Source organism: Butyricimonas sp. Marseille-P2440, assembly GCF_900091675.1.
Taxonomy (GTDB): Bacteria; Bacteroidota; Bacteroidia; order Bacteroidales; family Marinifilaceae; genus Butyricimonas; species Butyricimonas synergistica.
Window position 1 is genome coordinate 465,728 of record NZ_LT594608.1, and the last position, 22,236, is coordinate 487,963.

General features: G+C 43.1%; 16 protein-coding genes and 1 tRNA gene. 7 read left to right on the plus strand and 10 right to left on the minus strand.

Translation table 11 applies throughout. The features are described from left to right. Positions 1-325: 325 nt before the first annotated feature. From BN8899_RS05615 to BN8899_RS21340, 7 genes are all read right to left on the minus strand, one after another. Positions 326-3,247, minus strand: coding sequence for a golvesin C-terminal-like domain-containing protein (locus tag BN8899_RS05615; protein WP_065218649.1), 2,922 nt, complete (start codon positions 3,245-3,247; stop codon positions 326-328). A 151-nt stretch (positions 3,248-3,398) separates the two neighbouring features. Further along, positions 3,399-4,301, minus strand: a complete 903-nt coding sequence (locus tag BN8899_RS05620; RefSeq protein WP_065218650.1) for a hypothetical protein — start codon at positions 4,299-4,301, stop codon at positions 3,399-3,401. Between the two features lie 22 nt (positions 4,302-4,323). After that, on the minus strand, positions 4,324-5,754 hold the full coding sequence (locus tag BN8899_RS05625; protein ID WP_065218651.1) for a RagB/SusD family nutrient uptake outer membrane protein: 1,431 nt from the start codon (positions 5,752-5,754) through the stop codon (positions 4,324-4,326). A gap of 11 nt (positions 5,755-5,765) precedes the next feature. Beyond that, the gene (locus BN8899_RS05630; protein WP_065218652.1) at positions 5,766-9,353 is read right to left on the minus strand and encodes a TonB-dependent receptor; all 3,588 of its coding nucleotides are present in this window, start codon (positions 9,351-9,353) and stop codon (positions 5,766-5,768) included. 82 nt (positions 9,354-9,435) lie between these two features. Then, a complete protein-coding gene (locus BN8899_RS05635; protein ID WP_065218653.1) occupies positions 9,436-10,584 on the minus strand; it encodes a FecR family protein in 1,149 nt (382 codons plus the stop codon). 76 nt (positions 10,585-10,660) lie between these two features. Then, entirely contained in the window at positions 10,661-11,212 is a 552-nt protein-coding gene (locus BN8899_RS05640; RefSeq protein WP_065218654.1) for an RNA polymerase sigma factor, read from the minus strand. 155 nt (positions 11,213-11,367) lie between these two features. Beyond that, a complete protein-coding gene (locus BN8899_RS21340) occupies positions 11,368-13,557 on the minus strand; it encodes a M18 family aminopeptidase (RefSeq protein WP_018339356.1) in 2,190 nt (729 codons plus the stop codon). A 424-nt stretch (positions 13,558-13,981) separates the two neighbouring features. On the opposite strand from BN8899_RS21340, the gene folB reads away from it, so the two are divergent. The 3 genes from folB (at position 13,982) to BN8899_RS20935 (ending at position 14,773) form a co-directional block, all read left to right on the plus strand. Then, a complete protein-coding gene (gene folB / locus BN8899_RS05650) occupies positions 13,982-14,335 on the plus strand; it encodes a dihydroneopterin aldolase (protein WP_065218655.1) in 354 nt (117 codons plus the stop codon). Between the two features lie 64 nt (positions 14,336-14,399). Beyond that, positions 14,400-14,470, plus strand: a tRNA-Cys gene (locus BN8899_RS05655). A 153-nt stretch (positions 14,471-14,623) separates the two neighbouring features. Then, positions 14,624-14,773, plus strand: coding sequence for a hypothetical protein (locus tag BN8899_RS20935; protein WP_018339358.1), 150 nt, complete (start codon positions 14,624-14,626; stop codon positions 14,771-14,773). A gap of 82 nt (positions 14,774-14,855) precedes the next feature. On the opposite strand, the gene BN8899_RS05660 is transcribed toward BN8899_RS20935, so the two are convergent. From BN8899_RS05660 to BN8899_RS05670, 3 genes are all read right to left on the minus strand, one after another. After that, on the minus strand, positions 14,856-15,272 hold the full coding sequence (locus tag BN8899_RS05660; RefSeq protein WP_065218656.1) for an immunoglobulin domain-containing protein: 417 nt from the start codon (positions 15,270-15,272) through the stop codon (positions 14,856-14,858). 43 nt (positions 15,273-15,315) lie between these two features. After that, positions 15,316-18,684 carry a golvesin C-terminal-like domain-containing protein gene (locus BN8899_RS05665; protein WP_148375291.1) on the minus strand — a complete coding sequence of 1,123 codons (3,369 nt, stop codon included), beginning with the start codon at positions 18,682-18,684 and terminating at the stop codon, positions 15,316-15,318. A gap of 100 nt (positions 18,685-18,784) precedes the next feature. After that, positions 18,785-19,222 (minus strand): DoxX family protein, encoded by a 438-nt coding sequence (locus tag BN8899_RS05670; protein WP_065218658.1) that lies wholly within the window; start codon positions 19,220-19,222, stop codon positions 18,785-18,787. A 135-nt stretch (positions 19,223-19,357) separates the two neighbouring features. Between BN8899_RS05670 and BN8899_RS05675 the strand changes: the two genes are divergently transcribed. The 4 genes from BN8899_RS05675 to BN8899_RS05690 all read left to right on the plus strand — a co-directional run bounded on the left by BN8899_RS05675 (position 19,358) and on the right by BN8899_RS05690 (position 22,163). Continuing rightward, the gene (locus BN8899_RS05675; protein ID WP_065218659.1) at positions 19,358-19,627 is read left to right on the plus strand and encodes a LysO family transporter; all 270 of its coding nucleotides are present in this window, start codon (positions 19,358-19,360) and stop codon (positions 19,625-19,627) included. Positions 19,628-19,638: 11 nt separating this feature from the next. Continuing rightward, positions 19,639-20,241, plus strand: coding sequence for a LysO family transporter (locus BN8899_RS05680; protein WP_065218660.1), 603 nt, complete (start codon positions 19,639-19,641; stop codon positions 20,239-20,241). An 82-nt stretch (positions 20,242-20,323) separates the two neighbouring features. Beyond that, positions 20,324-20,884, plus strand: a complete 561-nt coding sequence (locus tag BN8899_RS05685) for an RNA polymerase sigma-70 factor (RefSeq protein ID WP_018339362.1) — start codon at positions 20,324-20,326, stop codon at positions 20,882-20,884. A 76-nt stretch (positions 20,885-20,960) separates the two neighbouring features. Further along, positions 20,961-22,163, plus strand: coding sequence for a FecR family protein (locus tag BN8899_RS05690; protein ID WP_018339363.1), 1,203 nt, complete (start codon positions 20,961-20,963; stop codon positions 22,161-22,163). Positions 22,164-22,236 lie beyond the last annotated feature (73 nt).

A 22,236-nucleotide genomic window follows, 5' to 3' on the forward strand; every position in this document is an offset into this window, starting at 1 on the left:
TCCCCTAATTTCCCCGATAAACCGGGATCCTACACTGTTAAGCAATTAAAAGGCGACAATTAGCAGACAAATAGGCGACATTGCCCCTCTCTTCGCCTACTCCTCCGTCAACGACAGAACTTCTCGGAGTATTTTTATCGAAGTGCACACGAGTGAAAAAGTCCCTAAAACAAACGAGAAATTCTCGGATATAAAACTTCTCGTTTTCCCCAGATCAAATAATACAACATTTGTCACCCCCCTCCCGCCAATAAATAATCTTCTTCCACGAAAGAGGTTGCACAAAAAGTCTCATTTATCATAGAGAACGATGGCATATCAAAAGTTATTTTTTCACCCACTTCACGGCATCGGCAACAATGATCTGTTTTCTCGGAGGAATTTCCCAGCCCTTCTCTACATACTTGGGATCCGTCTCAAACGTACAACCCCGGTCATCCAAAACAACCGTTGCTTTCATTCCCGCCGGGAAATAATATTTCCCGAGAGAAATCCAACCTTCCATTCTCTCGCTCAGATCAACCACGACTTCCTTACTTTCTTCCCCGTAACTTACCGTGTAGTACAACTCTGCACCTTTCCCGTAGTTCTCCGTGATTCCGGTATTATCTATCGGAATATGATAAAAGAATACCTCGTACTCTCCTTCTTCTGATAATATTTGATTCCATTCCGCCTTAAGCCGCCCATTACCTGCTAATTTGGCAAAAGCATTGCGTAAAATTCCACCATAAAGCTCTGCCATGATTACCTCTCTCCACCGATTCTCCTCTAGCAACGAGATGCCTTTAAACACAATTTCATCTTTCTTGAAAAAATCAGCCAATTTTCGACGCCCCCCGACAGAATCAATCAAATGGAAACCCTCATCCGTGTTATCCACAATATACTCTCCTTCTTTCGGAAAAAACTCTCCCGGATCAATATCTGTAACGCCGATAGAAAGATCCCGTGCAACTGGACTTTCCCTAAATCTATAATCAGTCGGGTTGAAATGAAAATCGGCAGGTGCATTGTATGACAATCCCGTTGTGATCAAATGCTGGGTTGCAAATGGCTCTATCTCTTTGATTTCCTTGCATTCACCCGGACGAATCAAAAAACTTTTCACGCTTAGCCCTTTATCCGAATAAAATCCATCTTGCCCGATCAAAGATATAACACCATCCACGGAAGAAGGATTATATACTTTAAAACTCACCTTCAAGTGCGGAGCATAGACATCATCCTCCGCTCTCTCGTACCGAATATCCTTTAGTATCAACGAGGACATTCCCCGGCTATCGTACCACTCGTCAAATATCGGTCCAAGATCGACACCGGACAATTCCTCAAATCCTGATCGAAACTCCTCGAAATCACAAGTACGCCCTCTCGCTTGCCTGTAAAAATCTTCCAATGATTTTTTCGGACTATGCTTATCAAAATATTCCACCATCTCCAAATGGCTATCATCGCTAAATTCATAATCAAAACGACTATTTAACCGCATAAGAGATTCCATTACAACATTAATAGCAGGATAGACCGTAGAGGATACATAATTCGAAAACTCCCCGGCTTGTTTGGATACGTCAAACAAGCCCCCGCTCAATCCCCCGAAAAAAGAACTCGTGATATGAGGCTCCCGACGCATCTCAATCACTTGATTGTCCATATGAACGATGTTAGAAGAATAATATAATTTCTGATGAGTTATAGAAAGAAACTGAGATTCAGTCCCTCGTTCCGGGATAAAAATCATTTCCGGCTGCGAATAACTGGAACCCGCTACCCACCAGCGGGAATGTGCGGTAAAAGACACGGGTATTTCCACGAAAGCTAAACGCTCAAAAGGATATTTCCGACGGATATGTGCTTCTTCCACCCACCTCTTTGTCCGAATCAGTTGCACCTCCTTTGCCTCGTCGCCCTCTACCTTCTCCCAATCATCGTATTCCTTTATCAAATACTCGCTCTCCGGGAAATAATAAATCTCGAACTCCACGCTATCAATCGTCATTGAACGTCGCAAGTAATTTCCAATCGCGAGCGAGAGTCCCGTGTGACGTTGCGCCGGAGTGTGTGAAATCCGATCTCCCTCCCGAACAGCCTTTCCCTGCGAAATCACGGTTTGCCCCCCGGCATTGTGCACGTTCAACCTGTAATCTGTAAAATGTACTTCCCGAACAAAAGCGATTTCCAGGTTCAAAGGAGGCACCGTCACAGGATACCATAAACATTCAGGATGAAGGAACGTGAACTCCGGCGAACAATACGCCAATTGCCGCCCTGTCCGAAGTATTTTTCCCATCGAACTTTTCGTCTGATAAAAATCACTGGATGGAATATCAAGATAACAAACCCGATCATCAATCTCACCTTCGTACTCCACAAATAATCGTACGCTATCTCCCGCTACCAAGGGATACTTCACCTTTAGCACCTGACCATCCCGTTCCGAAGCAACGGCTTCCCCTTCCACATCCAATCGTTTCACACGTAAACCCGGATTCAAGAAAAACAACAAAGTTTCCAAATCTTGCCCCGTGCCGTTTTTCAACATCAAACGACTCGTTGCACGGTATCCGTCAGGTAAAACAAAATAATCGATATGATGCTCCGAAACCGTCGCATGAAGTTCTTTTGCATGGCGAGCGTATAATGCCCGATACTTCTCTCTTGTGCTTTCCGACTCCGTAAATATCCGTGAGAATCCAGCCATCAACAACAATCCTATCAAACAAGAGCATATTCCTTCCCATACACAAGCACGACCGGGTCGCCTCGCATTAGGCAAACGAGGCATACTCCATACCGATAAACAAATCAACCCAATACCTATCAACAAATATCCCATCCTGTGCGGCAGATATTCCGCCAAGCCCACGTGTCCCACATATCCAGAAAACACGTTTGGAATTACACGTCCCCAAGGATCAAACACCCCGTGTCCGATCTCCGACAAGAAGAAATAGGTCAACAACAGATACCCCAGCAGCAGAAGCAACGCCAAAAAATGAATCTTCACCACTCGCATCACGAACAAGGACAATCCCAAAACAAATACTAACGTGGGTAATGTCAATGTCAAAAGATAGAAAACATTAATCCACAAACTCAACACCCCTTGATAAAACAACGCTTGAAAAAGAGCGGCAATCAACAACACGACCACGTTCAGTACCAATATCAATCTAACGATTGCCCCAACATATCCCATTGTCCGTTCCCCGTTTCCTGCCGGATAAACATCAATAACTTCCATCGCATCACACTTTTCCCATGCACGGACAGTACTATCCCTTTCCCTAAATTATTCCCGAAAAAACAGTCCTTGTTCCGACATTTCATTTTACAAACAACAAAGGAGGAAGCAATATGCCTCCTCCTCCGGATAAAATACAACAAACCCAATTTCAATTCAACTTAGAAATATCAAAACCACTACACTTCTTCATTGCTCCTTGCAAAATTTCATATTTCTTTTTCATCAATGGGTATTCCTCTAATAATGCTTCCCGCTCTTCCATTGTCGTACCAAACACGAATTCCAACCATTGCGAAATATCAATGCTTTTATTGGGTGCTTGAATCCACCATCCTCCCCACACCGGGTCATCATCAAAACTCGTGTTACCCGGATCATAAGAGATAAATCCCATCTCATGCCAATCCACATCATCCGGGGTATAAACCACATCCCAGTCCCAATCGCTCTGCCCGTAGAATTTTTTACTCACCTCGTAAAAATCATCCGGAACAACAAAAACATTTTTGATAGCAGACAAATAATCATTCCAAAACTTAGCATTCACCTCTCCCCGTATTTTCCGAACATCACTATCCGTGTAACCACTCATCTCCGAACGTATTCCGGCAATAGCAACAAAGTTTGTACTTGCAAATCCATGGTAAGAAGGAATCTGATCCTCCATACCCAAAAAGAGAATCGAATCTGCCATAATAATAGAATAAGGGAAATAATCTTTTTTAAAACCATCCGGATAAATATCGATAAAAACATCTTTCACCATATCCAACCCCTTCTCTAGCAAAACTGCCTCTTGCGTGGGAGCTACAATCCGAATATTATTCCTCTTCCTAAAATTATACCGGTAATCCTCTACTTCCGGGTCTTTTATAATAATCGTTTGATAATCCCGATAAAACTGATAGATATAATGCTGCACCGGGTCGGAAGGATCATCTTCCAAATTATACCACCCATCCTCCACCTTAGCATGAATATCATCTTCCGTTGAACACGCGTTAAAACCGAAGAGCAACACGCATATAATCATTAATCTTACTTGTTTCATAACTTCCAGTTTTTTAATTCATTTACTTATCTCGCCGCGGACGGTTAATATTCTCTATTGGCAAATTCATCTCCCGTTCTTTTTGTGGTATTGGTAAAGTATACGCCGGATCATCTTGTTGCAACACATACTCGATATAATTACTCGGGTTCTCGGCAGAAGAGAAACGATGTTTTAACTGAGGGCGATCCCACCGCCGCAAATCAAACCACCGGAACCCCTCGAAACAGAACTCCATCCGTCGTTCATCCTTCACTAAAGCAAGTGCATCTTCCGCCGTTGTCGCCGTAACTTCATGATTCTCGGGGATTCGTTTCTCCCGAAGTGCATTCACTTCCCGAAGCGCATCTGTCGTCATACCTTTTGCCGCGTAAGCCTCTGCCCGGTTCAAATACACTTCTGCCAAACGAAAAGCATGGGGATATAAACCTTCTGACGTGGTACCATAGTATTTCATTGGCTTCTTTCCTGCATTAGCAAAAAACAACGTAGAAGTCTTCCGTATATCATTCGCGGCATACAACTTCATCAAATCCGTTGAAGGAATAAAAGATGCCCGTTGCGAAGAAGAATATTGGAAAACAGCTGAAATATTCGACGGCACCTCTCCGTAAGAAAATAAAATTTCATTATTTCCAATATTCAAAAAACGAGGAATACTATATGGCTCCGTCATATCAAACAAACTTGCTTCCGAAGACAACAACACGGAATCCGCATAAACAATCGCCCTATCATAATCCTTCCGAAAAAGCGCTATCCGGGAAGCCAACAAATAAGAAGTCGCCAAATTAGGACGAAAAATCGTTTTTTCAACCCTTGATGATTTAAAAGATGCTATTGAAGACTTTATATCCGCTTCCATCAAATCATATACCTCCTTTATAGAAGAACGAGGCAATAATTTATCTTCTATATCAATGGCGTGATTTATCGGAACACAAAAATCTTTTGCAGCCTGCTCTTTATTAATATACGGCTTCCCGTATAAATTAGCCAGCATAAAATAAGACCAAGCCCGCAAGAAATAAGCCTCACCCGCCAAATCCATTTTCTCTGCATACGTACCCTCCATATCACTCATATGATTTAGGATAATATTAGCGATCAGTATTCTATGATAAAATTCGCCCCAAGCCCTATCCTCCGATAAAGAATTATCCATTTGAATCTCCGGGTACTCCTGCCAAGTATAATAAGACCAATATTTACGAGAATCGACACTCGTCTCGTAAGGTCTTTTCGTGTTTATTATCTCCTCGGCATCATCCGTCATAACATCCAAATACTCACAAAGAACGATTTTATTATTTAAACCTTCTCCATACAAGAACTCTTTGTAGCTCTGTACAGTCTTAGGAATCATCAAATCTTGAGAATTTTCTTCTAGGAAATCGCTACACGCTCCCAGCAACATCCCCATCACGATAATATATATATACTGTATTCTCATCACGAATAAATTTAGAATGAAACATTTAACCTCAATGAATATCCCCTTTGTGGTGGAACTGTACCGGAGCCCATCGTCACCTGTTCCGGATCGCGCCCCTTCAGGTCTTTACTTTTAACCACGAAAGGATTGCTCACGTCAAAACTCAGGCTGGCAGCCGAAAGATAAAACTTGCGTAACCATTCCGAGGATATATCATAACGAAGACTCAAAGACCGACAACGAAGGAAATCTCCCGACACAACTCTCAAATCACTCTTGTTATACATATCCCAACGATTGTTAGCTATCGGGAATTTTCTCTCGTACGTGGTAAATGTCATAGCATTATCCGACAAGGCAGGAATAACCGTCTTATCACCCGGTTCACGCCAACGATGTACAAACTCACTGGACATATTCTGTTGCGGGAACGGCAATGCCTGTCCCGACTCATAGTAAAGATTGTTCAAACGAACTTTATTTCCCAAGGCAAAAGAAAAATTAGCGTTCATCGTCAACCGCTTAAATCTCACGTTAGTCGAGAAACCTCCAGACAACGTCGGTTCACGCCGTCCCGCATACACGAATGCAGCATCAAAAGCTTCCTCCTGGGTGGTAATAATCACTTCCCCGTCCTCATTCTTCTCCGATTCGCCATAGAATGTTGGCAACCCCTCATCATTCAATCCTTTGAAACGATAAGCATAAAAACTATTAATTGACCTTCCGTTACTCACCAAAGTTCCATTCACGTAATCACTCCACGTCACGGACAACTCCTCTCCAGCATTCTTCACCTTGTTATAATTCTTTGCGGTATTGAACGAAATGCCCCAGTTCCAATCCTTTCCCCGGACAGGATTCAGATTCACACTTAACTCCCATCCTTTATTATCCACATCACCATCATTTATTGCCACGTAATTCGCTCCTGTCGATGGAGCCAACGTTTTTTGTACAACTTGATCTTTACCGATCTTCTTATACACTTCGATCGTACCGGATAACCAAGAACGGAAAAAAGAAAAATCGATACCCAAATTATACGATTCCGTTTTTTCCCACTTCAAATTATTATTCGGCAACTTGTACAAAGTAGATTGATACTCTTTAGCAATGCCATCATAAGTCCCCAATTTAACAATCAGATTCGGCGTCTGATCCGGATGCACATTCCCCTGTATCCCGTAAGATGCACGTACAGCCAATTCATCCATCCACTCCGCTGACTTCAGGAATTTTTCATTGTGTAAATTCCACTTGCCCGAAGCCGACCACACCGGAAGGAATCGTACACTTTTATCCTGCCCGAACTTATTGGAACCATCCACCCGAATATTAAAATTCGCGATATAACGATCAGAATAAGAATAAGTAAATGTTCCATACCAAGATACAATATTCGTCAGGTTATCCGTGATTACATTCGGCGTATTCGTCACCATCTCTGCATATCCCTTCCATATTGCCAAATCTATATTTACAAACTTCTTTCCCCGCTCCGGCAAATATCCCCATTGTGTCGACTTTAATGCATCATACTTTGAAGATGAAATCTCACTCCCGACCATGGCTGAAACCTGATGATTCCCCCAAGCCTCGTGATAAGCAAAACTATTACGTATCGTGTAACGCGTATTTCTCGTGTCTTCCTTTATCAATTCACCACCCATCGGGATCTTACATTTTGCAGCAAAATCATCACCTACTTGCGTGGGGAGAGGCGTACCATAAGGCGTTCCCCTTTGTTGAGAAATATAGAAAGACTTCTCGCTCGCCCAATACGTCTGGTAATTATTATTGGTCGTCAACCCGATGATAGAACTAAACTTCAAACCGGGAATAATATTCCAATCAATAGAAACATCAAACCTCAAAGCTTGATTTTTCACCGTCGAGCCACTTTCCTTCAACTCGTTCAAAACATTAAAAGGAATATTCTCTGAAATACCGAATGCATTATCGTAATAAAACAACTCGCCATCCTTGTCATACACGGGTATCGCCCTTGATGTCTGTGCGGCATATTGATAAACATCGATAGAATTATGCGGTCGCTTCGTGTTCGTCAATGCCCCGCTCATATTCATCCCGACCTTAAAATTAGGCGTAAAACGGGTATTCACCTTTACCAATGCGTTAAAACGATCTAAATCCTCTTTTTTATTCACACCTTGGTCATTCGCGTAACCGACAGAAAAATAATAATCCGTGTTATCCGATGCTCCGGACACGGCTACCGAATGCTGGTGACTGATAGAAGCGCGAAATAACAAATCATACCAATCCGTATTCAATTCCTTCAAATCCTTCACTTTATAACGGAACTCATCATACGAGAGTACACCATTCCACAAATCCATCAAAGCACCCTCGTACCCCATGTTTGTTGGTTGATACGAGGAAAATTGTAATCCTTTTTTATGCATCTCTTCCGACAACTCGATCCGTTCCTCCGAATCCATCAAACGCATCACCTTATAGGAAGGAGGCGTCATCACCGAAATTCCGGCAGCATAATTAATCCTGGGCTTTCCGGACTTTCCTCTCTTCGTGGTCACCACGATCACACCATTTGCCGCCTTCACCCCGTAAATAGCAGTGGCACTAGCATCTTTCAAAATATCAACCCGTTCGATATCATTCGGGTTCAAACTGGAAATGGCATTCCCTATCAAATTCACTCGATCCATACTATTCAACTCCTCCGTGGAAAGTTGCACCGGCTCATCCAAAATTATCCCATCCACCACCCACACGGGTTCCCGGTTCCCGGTGATAGAAGACGAACCCCGAATCCTGATTTTCGGAGCAGCCCCCGGGGTTGATGTTTGATTCAAAACAGCCACCCCTGCCAAACGCCCTTGTAACATCTGATCAATAGAAATAGCACTTCCCCCGACCAAATCTTCTCCTTTAATTGATACAATAGAACTGGATAATTTTCGTTTATCAATCTGCTGGTAACCGGTCACCACCACTTCATCCATCTGTTCCACCGACTCCTTCAACACAACTTTCATAAACGAAGTATCCGCCTGCACCTCTTTACTTTCCATCCCTACAAAAGAAAATACCAAAATAATATCTCTATCGGCAGGTACATCCAATTTAAAGTTTCCCTCCACATCAGTTACGGTACCCATACCCGTACCTTTAATCACGATACTGACTCCCGGTAATTTTAATCCATCTTCGTCGATGACCACACCATGCACCTTTTTCTTGGGAGTCTTGTCATCCATTGCCGTTTTCGGACGAGCCGCAACCAACACGTACCCTTCTGTCACCTCAAATCGATAAGGCAAATGTTCGAATATTTTTTCCAACGCCTCTTCCAGTGATACCTGATCCAGTTCTACACTAACCCGTTGCCGAACATCGACCTCCTGGCTATTATACATGAAATAAAAACCGGTCTGAGCCTTAATTTCCCGAAACACTTCCTTCAAAGTCTGATCCGAAAATTTGGCACTCACCACTTGTTGCGCCACACTCTCCGCGGAAAGGTGCAAAACAAAAATAAACATCAATAAACACGTTAACCTCATAATCTTCATGAATTTATTTGCACATTTTCCCCGTGCAAATTCATACCACTTACTTCTTTTTTTCATAATTTTGTTTTTTACATTAAAATCAATTCCTGTTTAGCCGACAGGAGTTTGCAGAGAGGGATGCGGAAACATTCCTCTCTTTCTATTTTTTAGATATCACAATTACATCCCCTTTTGTTTCAAAATACACGCCCGAAAGTTTTTCAATCATCTTTAAAACAATATCCAACGAACGGTGGCGATCGGCAGCTCCCGTGAACATTATATCCTGCAACACCGGGTCTGTATAGACAAACGTCACATCATACCAACGTCCCAATTGCTCCGTGATCTGCCGCAAAGTCATATTTTCAAATTCAAATATTCCCGAAATCCATGCTATACACATATTGGCATCGACTTTCTTCACATGTATACCATTTATCCCGGATAAGGACTGTTCTCCCGGAACTAACGTTAAAGAATCCCTGCCGGCAGTTACTTGAACGCTCCCGTCAACCAAAGTCGTCACTACATCCCTCTGCCCGGCATAAGCCATGATATTAAATTTAGTCCCCAACACCGTGATTCGGGAATCCCCACACGCCACCCGGAAAGGATGAACCTCATCCCTTGCAACTTCAAAATATGCCTCGCCCTTCAATCGCACATCCCTGGAACTCCCGACCATTGAAACGGGATAAGTCAATTCCGAGTCCGAATTAAGCCAAATTCTTGTTCCATCCGACAAACACAAATAATATTCTCCCCCTCGAGGCACTCGTATCGTATTGAACACCGTTTCAACCTCCCCGCCTGCCACTAAATAACGAATACCCCCTTCTTCTCCTTTTTCTATAACCACTCCATTCACCTCGGTCAACGACATCACCGAATCCGCCGATAAAGGAATAGTCCTTCCATCCGATAATTGCAACACAGCCTTTGACGAACCGGGTTCAACAATATTTGGCACATTATCCCCACCAAAATATTTATACCCCGTGTATGAAAATACGGACACCAATAACAAAAATGAAGCCACATAGGGGAAATAACGCGTAAAACGACTTTTTCTTCCCATCCCTACATATCTTATTCTCCGGGTCAATCGGCTCCAAGCCCTACGCTCATCCATTGCATCATAAAACCCCACGCGCCTCGCTAACCTATACCGCTCTAAATAAGTAGTAAAAAGCACCCGATGCCGTTCGCTCTCCTTTAGCCACAGATCCAATTCCGTGGCATCCGATGCTGTCAACTCATCTCTACAATATAAAATAACAAACTCGATAATTCTTTTTTCATCCATAAAATGCCATCTTTTACTACCTAAAGCCCAAAGAGGCAAAAATGGGTGAACGAAAAAGCAAAAAAAATAAATAATTTTACCGCAGCATTACCAAAACAATGATATGCAACGAACTACGCAACTGCTTCATTGCCCTGGCAAGGTGAGTTTTCACCGTATTTACGGATAAGCCAAGCAACTCTGCCGCCTCTTTATATTTCATATCCTTCAATACAATCGCTTCAAACACTTTCCGGCACTGTTCCGGCAGCTTCTCGATCTCCGCGTACAACCTTTCCCGTTCCTCCTCCATCTCGACGGAAGTATATTTATCTTCAAGCAAATCCTCATAATTCTCGATACCATCAAAATGATACCTTCTTCTGCTTTTTATCAATTTGATACAATTATGCTGCACGGAAGAAAACAAATAAGCACGCAAAGACCCCTGGAACTCCGTTTTTCCCCGTCGTTCCCAAAACTTCACGAAAAGTTCCTGAATCAAATCCTCTGCCTCTTCATAGGAATCTATAAAATTCAAGGCAAACACACATAAAGGCTTATAATACAAAACGAATAATCCCTCTAACCCGGCTTCATCACCTTGATTAATTTTCACTAATATTTCCTTTTCGTCCAGGATTGCCATACACTAATAGATTCTATACAACCGCCAAAAAACAAAAATAGACAAAATAGTTTTACCTAACAAGAAGAACACGGAATTAGCCTCAACTGATTTCAACCAAAACAAAAAAAGAGTGCATCCCGTAAGATGCACCCTTTCTATCAATAACAACAATCTTAAATATTATAAAACGTAGTGAAAGCTTTAATCACGTAAGCGTTATCCATCACCCCGCCCGTTTCGCGAACGGAATGCATCGCCCACATCGGGTTGCCGATATCCACCCCCCGCATCTCCATCTGGGAAAGCAAAATATTTCCCAAGGTTGAACCGCCAGCCATATCCGAATGGTTGACAAACTTCTGGCACGGGACACCCGCCATTTTACAGATCGTTTCAAACACGGCAGCGGAATCGCCGTCCGTAACATATTTTTGGTTCGCATTGAACTTAATCACCGGACCGCCATTCATCACCGGATGATTCGTCGGGTCATGCTTCTCCACGTAATTCGGGTGCAAAGCGTGAGCCATATCCGCCGAAATCATAAAGGAATTATGAATAGCCCGGTACAAATCCTCCGGTTTGCCACCCAGCCCGAACACGATACGCTCCACGATTGTACGCAAGATCGGAGAACCGGCACCTTGTTTTGTTCCGCTTCCCACCTCCTCGTTATCGAAAATAGCAAGCACTTTCGTTTTCCGGCACTTCTCCGATTTCACGAATGCCTTCAACCCGGCAAATGCCATAGCCAAATCATCCAATTTCCCGGTAGAAATAAACTCCTCGTTCACCCCGAGCAGGCAACCTTTCTCGAACTCGTACAAGGTCAGGTCGAAATCAAGAATATCCTCCTTGTTCACGCCCATTTCCTCGGCAATCAAATTCAACAAGAAATCATCCTTCTCGAAAGTCTCGTTGATCATAGCGATCACCGGCAACATATCCTTTTGCTTGCTTAACGGATTCCCCTGATCGTTCACGGCACGGTTAAAATGAATCGCGATATGTGGAATTACCATCAACGGGCGTTTGAAATTCACGAATTGCGTAGCGGGCTTCAACGGGTTCAAACTCTTTAGCATCACGCGTCCTGCCATAGACAAGGGACGGTCGAACCACGTGTACATGATGGGACCGCCATACACCTCCGTGTTCAACTTCAGATACTGTCCGGCGACAGGCATCTCCGCATTCGGCTTGATCCGGAATGTCGGCGAATCACTATGGGCACAAATAATCTTGAACCCGTCTTCAGCGATTTCCCCGCTTCCGATCTCGAAAGCGAAAAGCGAAGAGTGATTCTTCGTCACGAAATACTTGCCCCCTTTTTCAATTTGCCAGGCTTCCCCGGAAAACAGTTGTTTGAAACCATGATCCAACAACTCTTTCTTGGCATTCGCCACGGCATGAAAGTTCGTCGGACTCTCGTGTATAAACTCAATCAGTTCTTTTGCTAATTGTTTTTCCATTATATCTTGATTTATTACTTCATTTCTTTGTGCCCCAAGATAATCATTTTTTACCTCAATCTCGGCATCACAACCCAAAAAAGTACGATTCCCCCGTTTAATTTCCTCGTGTATCCGCTTACTGAACATGATAAAAGGCGGGCTCAATATATTTTCCTTGTTGTACACAACCTCTCTCCCGGTTTCCATGTTCACGACAAGCCCCCCGGTAGCTTCCACCAATGCCTGACCTGAAGCCACATCCCATTCCGAGCATTTCCCGAACTTCGGGCAAATATCCACCTTTCCCTCCGCCACCAAACAATGCTTTGAAGAAGCCCCCAGCGGCATTAACTCCACATCGTACCCCGCCTCTTTCAAGTGATCGATATATTGCATCTCTCCTTCTGTCAGATGGAAACGGCTCACGGCAACCCTCAATCGAGGCGGTACTTCCATGGATGACAACAACTTGCTCTTCTGCTCTTTTCGTACGACCCCTCGTTCCCCATCCGCGAAAGCCCACAATATCTCTTCATCACAAATATTATTGATCATTCCGAACACGGGATGCCCATCCTCCACCAAAGCGATATTGATACAAAAACGCCCGTTCCGAAAAATAAACTCCTTCGTTCCATCCAGCGGGTCGACAAGCCACACGTACTTCCATCCTTTGCGCTCCTCGTAAGAAGGCAATGACGCTTCCTCACTAATCACGGGGATATCCGGATAAAGCTTTTTCAGCCCCTGCACAATGTATTCACTCGATGCCTTATCCGCTTCCGTGACCGGAGTCATGTCACTTTTCGTCTCGACCTGAAAATTTCTTTTTTTATATATCTCCATCACTAAAAATCCCGCTCCACGAATAATATCCTGAATATCTGATACTTTTACCCAATCAATCATATTAATTTTTATACTTAAATCTATTTGATAAACATACGAATAATATTCGTTCGATGTACCATCCAATAACAACTAATTAACAATTAATGAATAGTATTCACATGACACAAAAATACATGACATTATCATACAACATGTTACACTAAAAACGATCTTATAACACGCCATTTAGTTCCAAACAAAACGGAAATCATTAACCTACATTAACCCTAAAAACAGCTTTTATTAACACTAAACATTCGTCAGATTCAAGAATAGCCTCTATCTTTGCACCGTCTTTAAGAGATTGAAGATTTTTCATAAGTTTGTATGGTTTAGGTTAGTAGTTAGTAATGTAATCTTAAGAGTCGACATTCCCCGTCGGCTCTTTTGTATTTACAGCCGCAAGGTAAGAATAAATTACGAGAAACAAAAATTAACAATCATGGAAGGAATCATCGAAATTGAAGGAATGGAATTTTTCGCGTACCACGGATGTTATGAAACCGAACGAATCGTGGGAAACAAATTCATGGTATACGCCCGCATCCAAACGGATTGCAGCAAAGCCGCCCAAAGCGACGACATCAACGACGCCCTCAGTTACCTGACCGCGTACGAGATCATCGCCCGGGAAATGATGATCAAATCACACTTACTGGAACACGTGGCACAAAGAATGATCGACGCCCTTTACCAGGCATTCCCTCAAATCACGCACGTAACTATAAAAGTATCAAAGCTCAATCCTCCCCTAGGTGGTAAGATTGCGGCAACGAGTGTTACTTTATCAAAATAAATTACAGCAAGGTATTGTAAAATTCAAAACTTCACCTTATCTTTGCACTGCAAAATCGCAACAGGGTCGGTTGGCCGAGCGGTTAGGCAGCGGTCTGCAAAACCGCGTACAGCAGTTCAAATCTGCTACCGACCTCAGAAAATCAGTCACTTTGAAAGTGGCTGATTTTTGTTTCCTCTAAAATTATCCTTCCAATCCTACCTACTCGGGGATGTTTTAGTTTAAAAACCGAACCAAACCCATCCGTTTTTCGTTTATTCCTACACGAACAATCTAACAAAAGGAATCATGAAAAGAAGAAAAAACAACGTGTGGACAATTGTAGGAATCATCATTGCCATCGTATTACTGATCTATTGGCTGCTTGCGGCAACCGTACTGGAAGAAGATGAAAATGTCGTCCCCATACTGGACGGAACAGAGCAGGTGATCCCGTAGGAACACCTGCTCACATTCATTGTCTTCTCTGCTCAAGAATTACATTTTTTTCTAAAATTTTTCAAACAAAAGAACTCTTATCTTAAGAGTTAGAATTTACCGTCAATGTAAAATTAATAGAAACGGTTCCAGCTTTATTACTTACACGTATCGTGTATGTTCCACTATCTCCAGACTTTATATCCAATATCGTTAGTTGAAAACGATCTCCATTTGTCGTCATTTGATAGTTACTTGAAACGCCCAGAGGCTTTCCATCCTTAAATACTTCAATCCGAGCATCAGGATCATTACCTGACGAAAATGTAATTTCCATCTTAGCGGATTGGCCTTCGTCCGCATTGATTGTACGACTAGAAGGACTCCAAGTTTTTATTTGGGGAGGATTGATGAATTCATAACCCACCGAAACAAATTTGTTAGACAAAATGTTAACGTCTTGGTTTACAAATCCAGTAAGAGCCAAAAATACAAAAACAGCAAACAACAGCTTTTTCATAATTTACAATTTTAAAATTTTACAATCTATTAACTAAAAAAACTCACAATCTTACCCACTTCACCGCATCTGCCACAAGTTCTTGCGACCTACTATTCTCACCACCAATATTTCCCCGATCCTTGTCACTTAACGTAACCTTTGCACTTTCGCCAGTAAATTCAAACACGCCCAAAGACACCCAACCGACCTCCTTCCCTTGTACGGGAATGACCACTTCATGCTCCTCACGCCCGTCAAAAACAGTATAATAAAACTCTTGAACCGGATCATAATTCACACTATATGGCTTCACGTGATAAAAAAACACCTCGTACTCTCCCGCTTGCGGCAATTGTGTACTCCACTCCACCTTTTGCTGTCCGCTACCGGCTCTTTTATAGAAAGCACTTCGTACCGGGAAACCATAACAATGTTGATCAATAATAGGTACCCATGAATCAACAGGCTTGACCCTATTATAATATTTTGAGCCACGCCCCCCCCTACCAAACAAAAACAACAAATCAAATCCCTTTGCCTTTAACACTTTAAACCCCGGATCATCATTATCAACGATAATCTCGTCAAGTAATTTCTCGGATTGATAAAACATAGAAGAATCCACTTTATTAACACCCGTTGCCGTGTCCACTCTCGCAATATCACTACATTCCAACTTTAAATCAACAGTGATAGGAAGATTTTGAGCCAAAAGGGTTGACAAGGAGAAAAATAGACTATTCTTAAAATAAGCTTGCGTCCGAGCTTTGATTTCCCTTCCCTCGTGAGGCGGAATGATCCATACCTGTCCGTCATCAGCTTTTACTAATCCTTGCACATTTCCTCGATTAAACACTTTAAAATGGTAAACGATGTCAGTAGGTTCTGCTATCAAAATTCCACCAGTTGGAAACTCTCCTATACGTATCGCCCATGCATCCCGAATATCCAATGCCGGCAAACAATCCACCTCGTACCAGTACTTGATCAACGAATCAAGCCTAACCCCTAGTGCATCATACATCTTAGAGCAACACTCCTCCAAGGACATCTCTTTAAATAAATTACCTGCGATAGAATCAAAATAAAACTTCGGAAAGGCTTCCTTATCTATATGCAATAGCATATACGTGTACAATTCATCGCTTTTCATCCGGATAATATTCCGAAGCTCATCCGACGAAAGAGCCGAATCGTATAAAGCATCTTTTAGGCTATGTCCATTCAAGTACTCCACCAGTTGCACATCATCAAGTGTATAAGTCAATCCATCACTCGCTCGTGCCATATTTACCAGCACACTATGCAACACCGGGCAATCATCCGAAGCAATAAATGTAGTTTTACCATAAAGCACAGGGGTAATATCACAACTCCCCTGCCACAACAAATTTTCAATATCTTTATTCAATTCATTTTCAACATCTTCATCTCTATTCTCAGATTCAGAAATAGAAAATTTATAACCTTTCATCGAATACAACTTTTCCGGTACAAACACCATTCCCCCCTGTTCCCGTTCTCCACTCAATCGCGTTAAACTCGAGAAACAATGAAAATCACAAGGGACCTCCAACAAGGTCAACGAACGATACGGGTAATGACGTCTCGGATCAAACCCTCTTTTAGCGTACTGAATGTTAATAAGTTCACTCATGTTTTGCATCCAATTATCCTCTGACCTTATTGCCTCCCACTCTTCGACCGTAAGATCAGTGACCATCCTATACATTCCCTCTCTATATTCATGATCGTGCTTGTTTCCCGCTAATATTTCAAACATTTTCTCCTCCGGAAGATCATATTTATCCAAAAGATACTCGTGACCGGGTAAATAATACACTTCCACGCGGGTCGTATCATCCGGGATTTGCGTGAATATCGTCATTTCCCTCTTCTTGTATTCCCCGATACACAGACTGATCCCCGGCATATCGTGCGAAACGACGAAAGTAGTCACCCCCTCCTTCTCCCGGGTCACCTCTCCCTGCGAAACAGCCACCAGCCGGGAATCATGCTCCACTCGCAAGGCGTAACGGGTAAAATTTACCCCTCTACATCCCGACTGACTATACGGGGGCAAGCACACGGGATACCAAATACACTCCGGCGTAAGCAATTTATACCCTCTCTCGCAAAATGCAGGCTTGTAGCCGTAATGATATATTCCGTTCCGGTTCACCTCCGGAGTGCCATACCGGGCTGCGGGAACATCCAAAAAACACACAGAATTATCAATCTGCCCCTCGTATTCAATCTCCACCGAGCACCTCTCTCCCGGCTCCAGTTCTTTACCCGGCAGCAAAACCTGGCATTCCCGACGGCAAGAAACCGCCCTCCCATCCACCTCGAAAGACTTGACCTCAAGCCCCGGGTTCAAATACACGATCAAGGGTACACGCATCTTGTTCACGTTCTCGATCTCCATCCGACTCTTTACCGATATACCGCCATTCTTCAGCTCCCTCACGTGCAAATCGTTTTTGCAAACCTTTGCCATAGCTTCCCCCGCGTATTTATCATAAATCACCTTGTAACGTTCCCTGTCACTCCTTCCCATTTCCCGTTGTCCCCAATATTCCCCCAGCAAACCGCCCGCCACCACGAACAAACCTACCGCCACACTCGTGCATCTCCCCGTCACGTGCAAACTATTAGGAATCCGCCGGAAAGGGATAACCGACAATACCAAGAAACCCACCCCCATCAGCAGCGTCCCTCCTCTCTGCAACAAGTAACTCCCAAGATTCACGTGTCCTGTGAAATCCGAAAACATATTAGGCACATGGCGGGCACTAGGATCGAACGCCCCATTCCAAAGATCGGCACCCCACAAAATCATTCCTCCTAGAAATACAAGTAATATCATGATACCTAACCCTTGATTACGCACAAAACGGGTCAACAGGTAAGAAAAACCAAGAAAGTAAATCAACGAGGGAAAGGTAAGCGTGAGCCAATAGAAAAAATAATACCCCACCTCAAAAGAGTGGGGAAACAGGACGACATTAAAAATAATAGATACGGCAAACGCCAGCACGTTCAACAAAGTAACTATCAACAACCTCCCCAAAAACCTCCCGACTACTATTTCATGATTACTTTGTGACCGAGTATACAATGCATCCCTCGTGCTTAACCTAAATTCCCTAGAATCATTCACGGCAAAACACACCACCAAAAGCAATTGTATAAAATTAAAATAACAAGCACTTTTAAAAGGTATCGACGACGCCAAAGCCTGAGAAGGCCAATCCAAATAAAATCGAAATAACTCGTTTATTGAAATTCCACCACCTTTGGATAAAAAAGTAAACTGGTAAATAATTAATCCAAGAAGCGCCAAGAGTGCAAATATACGAAATAGGATACTCCGTCGCGAACATTTAAACTCGTAAAGAGATTCTATAAAAACATTACTTGTATTCATAACGCCGAACATTTTTTGTGAAATTACAAAAAAAACTCGTTACAAATACAAGATAATAACAAAAAAAAATACAACCCTCTCCCTTAACGGGACAGAATCGCTATTTCGGAATACTCGTGTTTATCTTTTTCAGAAGAATCGAATCCAGGGAAATCCTTCCCGCACCCGTAAAAAACAAGAAAATATAGACACCCAGGTACAACAAGGGCAACTCCTTCACCTGAAACGGATCGTTACCATGCACGATTAGGATCACCACCAGCATCGAAAAGATTAACGGGATCGTCGCCAGACGGGTAAATGCCCCCACGATCAGGAAAATGGAACACCCCACCTCGGCACAAATAATCATCACCAGGGAAAGCGTACCGCCCAACCCGATCGGATCTGGGAACGTCGAAGACAATTCCGAAAACGAAGTCAACTTGGCAAGTCCATGAGTCAACATGGTAATTCCCACCAACACGCGCAAGAAAAGCAATCCCAAACTCAAAAACCTTTGGTTGGGAGATATAACCGACGAAATCACTTTTTTCATAACAACATTTTTAAAGATTAAAACTGTTATTAATAACGAACACTCTTTTAAGAATGTTTCAATTTCTACACGCCTATTGTAAAGATAGTGTTTTAAAAAATAAATCGTAGCTTCGCGGAAAATAATTATCGAGTTATGAGTATTGTTATCGGTTTAATGGTCAGCGGAATCATCCTGGGATACCTCTTCCGGGAGAGGAATTTGAAGATCGTACACAAATTGATCAACTACGCTATTTTTTTATTACTTTTCTTGCTGGGAATAACAGTCGGTGCCAACGGGGACATCATGAACAACCTGGCCGCCATCGGTTACGACGCCTTGCTCATCACCCTCGCCGCCGTCACCGGAAGTGTTCTTTGCGCGTGGGGGATATACCGTTTTTTCTTCGTACCATCCAAATAACATTCCCTCCCATGAAAGGCAGTATCATCATCGTTTCGTTCTTCGTCGCCGGGGTATTACTGGGTCGCTTCGTCGACATCCCCGCCATATTAACGGCAGAAGCCCCCACGCTTTACGCCCTGTATATACTGATGTTCCTTGTCGGTATCAGCATCGGGAGTGACAAAAAAGCCCTGCAAGCCCTGAAACGACAAAACCTGAAAATCGTGCTCGTCCCCCTGGCTACCGTCGTCGGCACGCTCGTCGGTTCCGCCTTGGTCAGTTTCCTGCTAAGCGGCAGAAGCATCACGGATTGCCTTGCCGTGGGATCAGGCTTCGGCTACTACTCCCTTTCCTCCATATTCATTACCCAGTACAAGGGAGCCGAATTGGGCACTATCGCCCTCGTCTCGAACATCATGCGGGAACTACTCGCCCTACTTGCCGCCCCCCTCCTTGTCCGCTATTTCGGGAAATTAGCCCCCATCTCCGTGGGAGGCGCCACAACTGCCGACACCACATTACCCATCATCACCAAATTCTGTGGCAAAGAATTCGTGGTTATCTCCATCGTCCACGGCATCACCGTCGACCTAAGCGTCCCCTTCCTGGTAACCTTTTTCTGCACGATATAAAAACACCATCACGTTAAATTTAAAAGACAAAAGTTTGTAAGATAATTTTATTCTTTATATTTGTAAAACTTAAACACGTGCTATGGGACAGGCGGAAACCATATTATCTCTATTTAAACAAAATGAAGAAGAGGCTTTCAAGCTGCTTTTTGATACTTATCATGATACATTGTTGCTGTTCGCCAATCAAATGATCGATGATCCGGAAGCGGCAAAAGATGTCGTTCAAAATTGTTTTGTCGACTTTTGGGTACACCGCCGTTTTGCTAATCTTCCCAACGGATTAGAACAATACATTTTCCAATCCGTGAAACACGCTACCCTCAACCATCTGCGGGGAGAAAAAAGAAGGAGAAAATACTATATTGCCGCCGAGAAAAACGAACGAGAAAATTTGAATGCCAGTGAAATCGAATGGAACGACGAAGTTTTATACAAGGCGCTTAATGAACTGCCGGAAGAACGAAGAAAAATATTCCTCATGATCTGCCTGGAGGGCATGAAATACCAAGAAGTAGCGGAAAAACTACACATAAGCATCAACACCGTCAAAAAACAAATGGGACGTTCCTTCAAATTCCTGCGGGAAAAATTACAAAAAAACATCTTTATCACGCTATTCCAGCTTTGGACAAAATGCTAGAAAAAAATAAAAAAATAATCTTTCCCTGTCACACAAAATCAAAGTACCGGTGCTATCTCCATAAAAAGCACCAAATATGGAGAATCAAAATAACGAGCACACGGATCCTTGGGATATGACAGAAAACATCTATGAAATATTAGCCAACGACCTGTCCGGGGAACCGTTATCAACCGAAGAAGCCCGATTATTCGAGGCATGGAAACAAGCCCATCCGGCAAATCAAGCGATATACCGGCAATTCCGTTCGCTCATGGAGAGGAACTCAGGCATCCTGCGGGGTACCGATCGAAAAATCCTTTTTGAACGAATACAACAAAAAATCAAAAAACAAGAAACAAAACGACAAAAACAAAAACATCTCGCTTGGTTATCCGCGGCAGCAAGTATCCTCATCATACTGGGAATGTTCTACTATTTCAGTGACAACCGCCACCCCGAAATAAAAACTCCCGCACCCGTTGCCCAACAAATAAAACCGGGAGAATCCAAAGCCCTGTTGCAACTAGCCACGGGAGAAGTTATACCACTAAACGCCCGTCAACGGGAATACATCATGGTTGACAGCTCCCTCGAGATCAAAAACAAAGCCCACACCTTGATCTACGACACGAAGGACCCCGCAACCAAGGACATCACGTACAACACCCTCTCCGTCCCCCTGGGAGCCGAATACAAAGTGATCCTGTCTGACGGGACAAAAGTACACCTGAACTCCGGATCGGGACTCCATTATCCCACCGGCTTCACGGGAGAAAACAGAGAAGTATGTCTTATCGGGGAAGCCTACTTCGAGGTTGCCAAAGATTCTCTTCATCCTTTCATCGTGAAAACGGGACAGATGTCCATCCGCGTACTGGGGACCTCATTCAACGTGAAAGCCTACCCGGCACAGGAACAGACGGCAGCCACGCTGGAGGAAGGAAAAATACAAGTCACCTGCCAGGGCAAAAACTATAATATCACCCCCGGCAGCCAAATCACCTACAACACGACAGATCAAAAAATCGAAATAAAAGAAGTAGACACGGAACTCTACACGTCATGGAAATCAGGGTACTACAAATTCGAACAAATGTCCTTGCAAGAGATCATGTCCACGCTGGCATTATGGTATGATTTGAATATATTCTACCAGAACCCGGAAACAAAAAATATTCTCTTCACCGGTCGCCTGAAAAGATACGAGAATGTAGAAAACCTCTTGAAAAAATTTGAACAAACCAATGAAGTCGAATTCATTATTAAAGAAAGGAGTGTAACGATAAAGAAGAAATAAAAAAATTGGGAATCCGTCAATTCCCAATCTCCAAGTTAAATTACACTTATAGCCTTGCAAGTAATAGGTGTAA

Bases quoted from the DNA above. Each gene is read 5' to 3' on its own strand.
- BN8899_RS05615 (WP_065218649.1), bottom strand. From the start codon at position 3,247: ATGGAAGTTATTGATGTTTATCCGGCAGGAAACGGGGAACGGACAATG.
- BN8899_RS05620 (WP_065218650.1), bottom strand. From the start codon at position 4,301: ATGAAACAAGTAAGATTAATGATTATATGCGTGTTGCTCTTCGGTTTT.
- BN8899_RS05625 (WP_065218651.1), bottom strand. From the start codon at position 5,754: ATGAGAATACAGTATATATATATTATCGTGATGGGGATGTTGCTGGGA.
- BN8899_RS05630 (WP_065218652.1), bottom strand. From the start codon at position 9,353: ATGAAAAAAAGAAGTAAGTGGTATGAATTTGCACGGGGAAAATGTGCA.
- BN8899_RS05635 (WP_065218653.1), bottom strand. From the start codon at position 10,584: ATGGATGAAAAAAGAATTATCGAGTTTGTTATTTTATATTGTAGAGAT.
- BN8899_RS05640 (WP_065218654.1), bottom strand. From the start codon at position 11,212: ATGGCAATCCTGGACGAAAAGGAAATATTAGTGAAAATTAATCAAGGT.
- BN8899_RS21340 (WP_018339356.1), bottom strand. From the start codon at position 13,557: ATGATTGATTGGGTAAAAGTATCAGATATTCAGGATATTATTCGTGGA.
- folB (WP_065218655.1), top strand. From the start codon at position 13,982: ATGGAAGGAATCATCGAAATTGAAGGAATGGAATTTTTCGCGTACCAC.
- BN8899_RS20935 (WP_018339358.1), top strand. From the start codon at position 14,624: ATGAAAAGAAGAAAAAACAACGTGTGGACAATTGTAGGAATCATCATT.
- BN8899_RS05660 (WP_065218656.1), bottom strand. From the start codon at position 15,272: ATGAAAAAGCTGTTGTTTGCTGTTTTTGTATTTTTGGCTCTTACTGGA.
- BN8899_RS05665 (WP_148375291.1), bottom strand. From the start codon at position 18,684: ATGAATACAAGTAATGTTTTTATAGAATCTCTTTACGAGTTTAAATGT.
- BN8899_RS05670 (WP_065218658.1), bottom strand. From the start codon at position 19,222: ATGAAAAAAGTGATTTCGTCGGTTATATCTCCCAACCAAAGGTTTTTG.
- BN8899_RS05675 (WP_065218659.1), top strand. From the start codon at position 19,358: ATGAGTATTGTTATCGGTTTAATGGTCAGCGGAATCATCCTGGGATAC.
- BN8899_RS05680 (WP_065218660.1), top strand. From the start codon at position 19,639: ATGAAAGGCAGTATCATCATCGTTTCGTTCTTCGTCGCCGGGGTATTA.
- BN8899_RS05685 (WP_018339362.1), top strand. From the start codon at position 20,324: ATGGGACAGGCGGAAACCATATTATCTCTATTTAAACAAAATGAAGAA.
- BN8899_RS05690 (WP_018339363.1), top strand. From the start codon at position 20,961: ATGGAGAATCAAAATAACGAGCACACGGATCCTTGGGATATGACAGAA.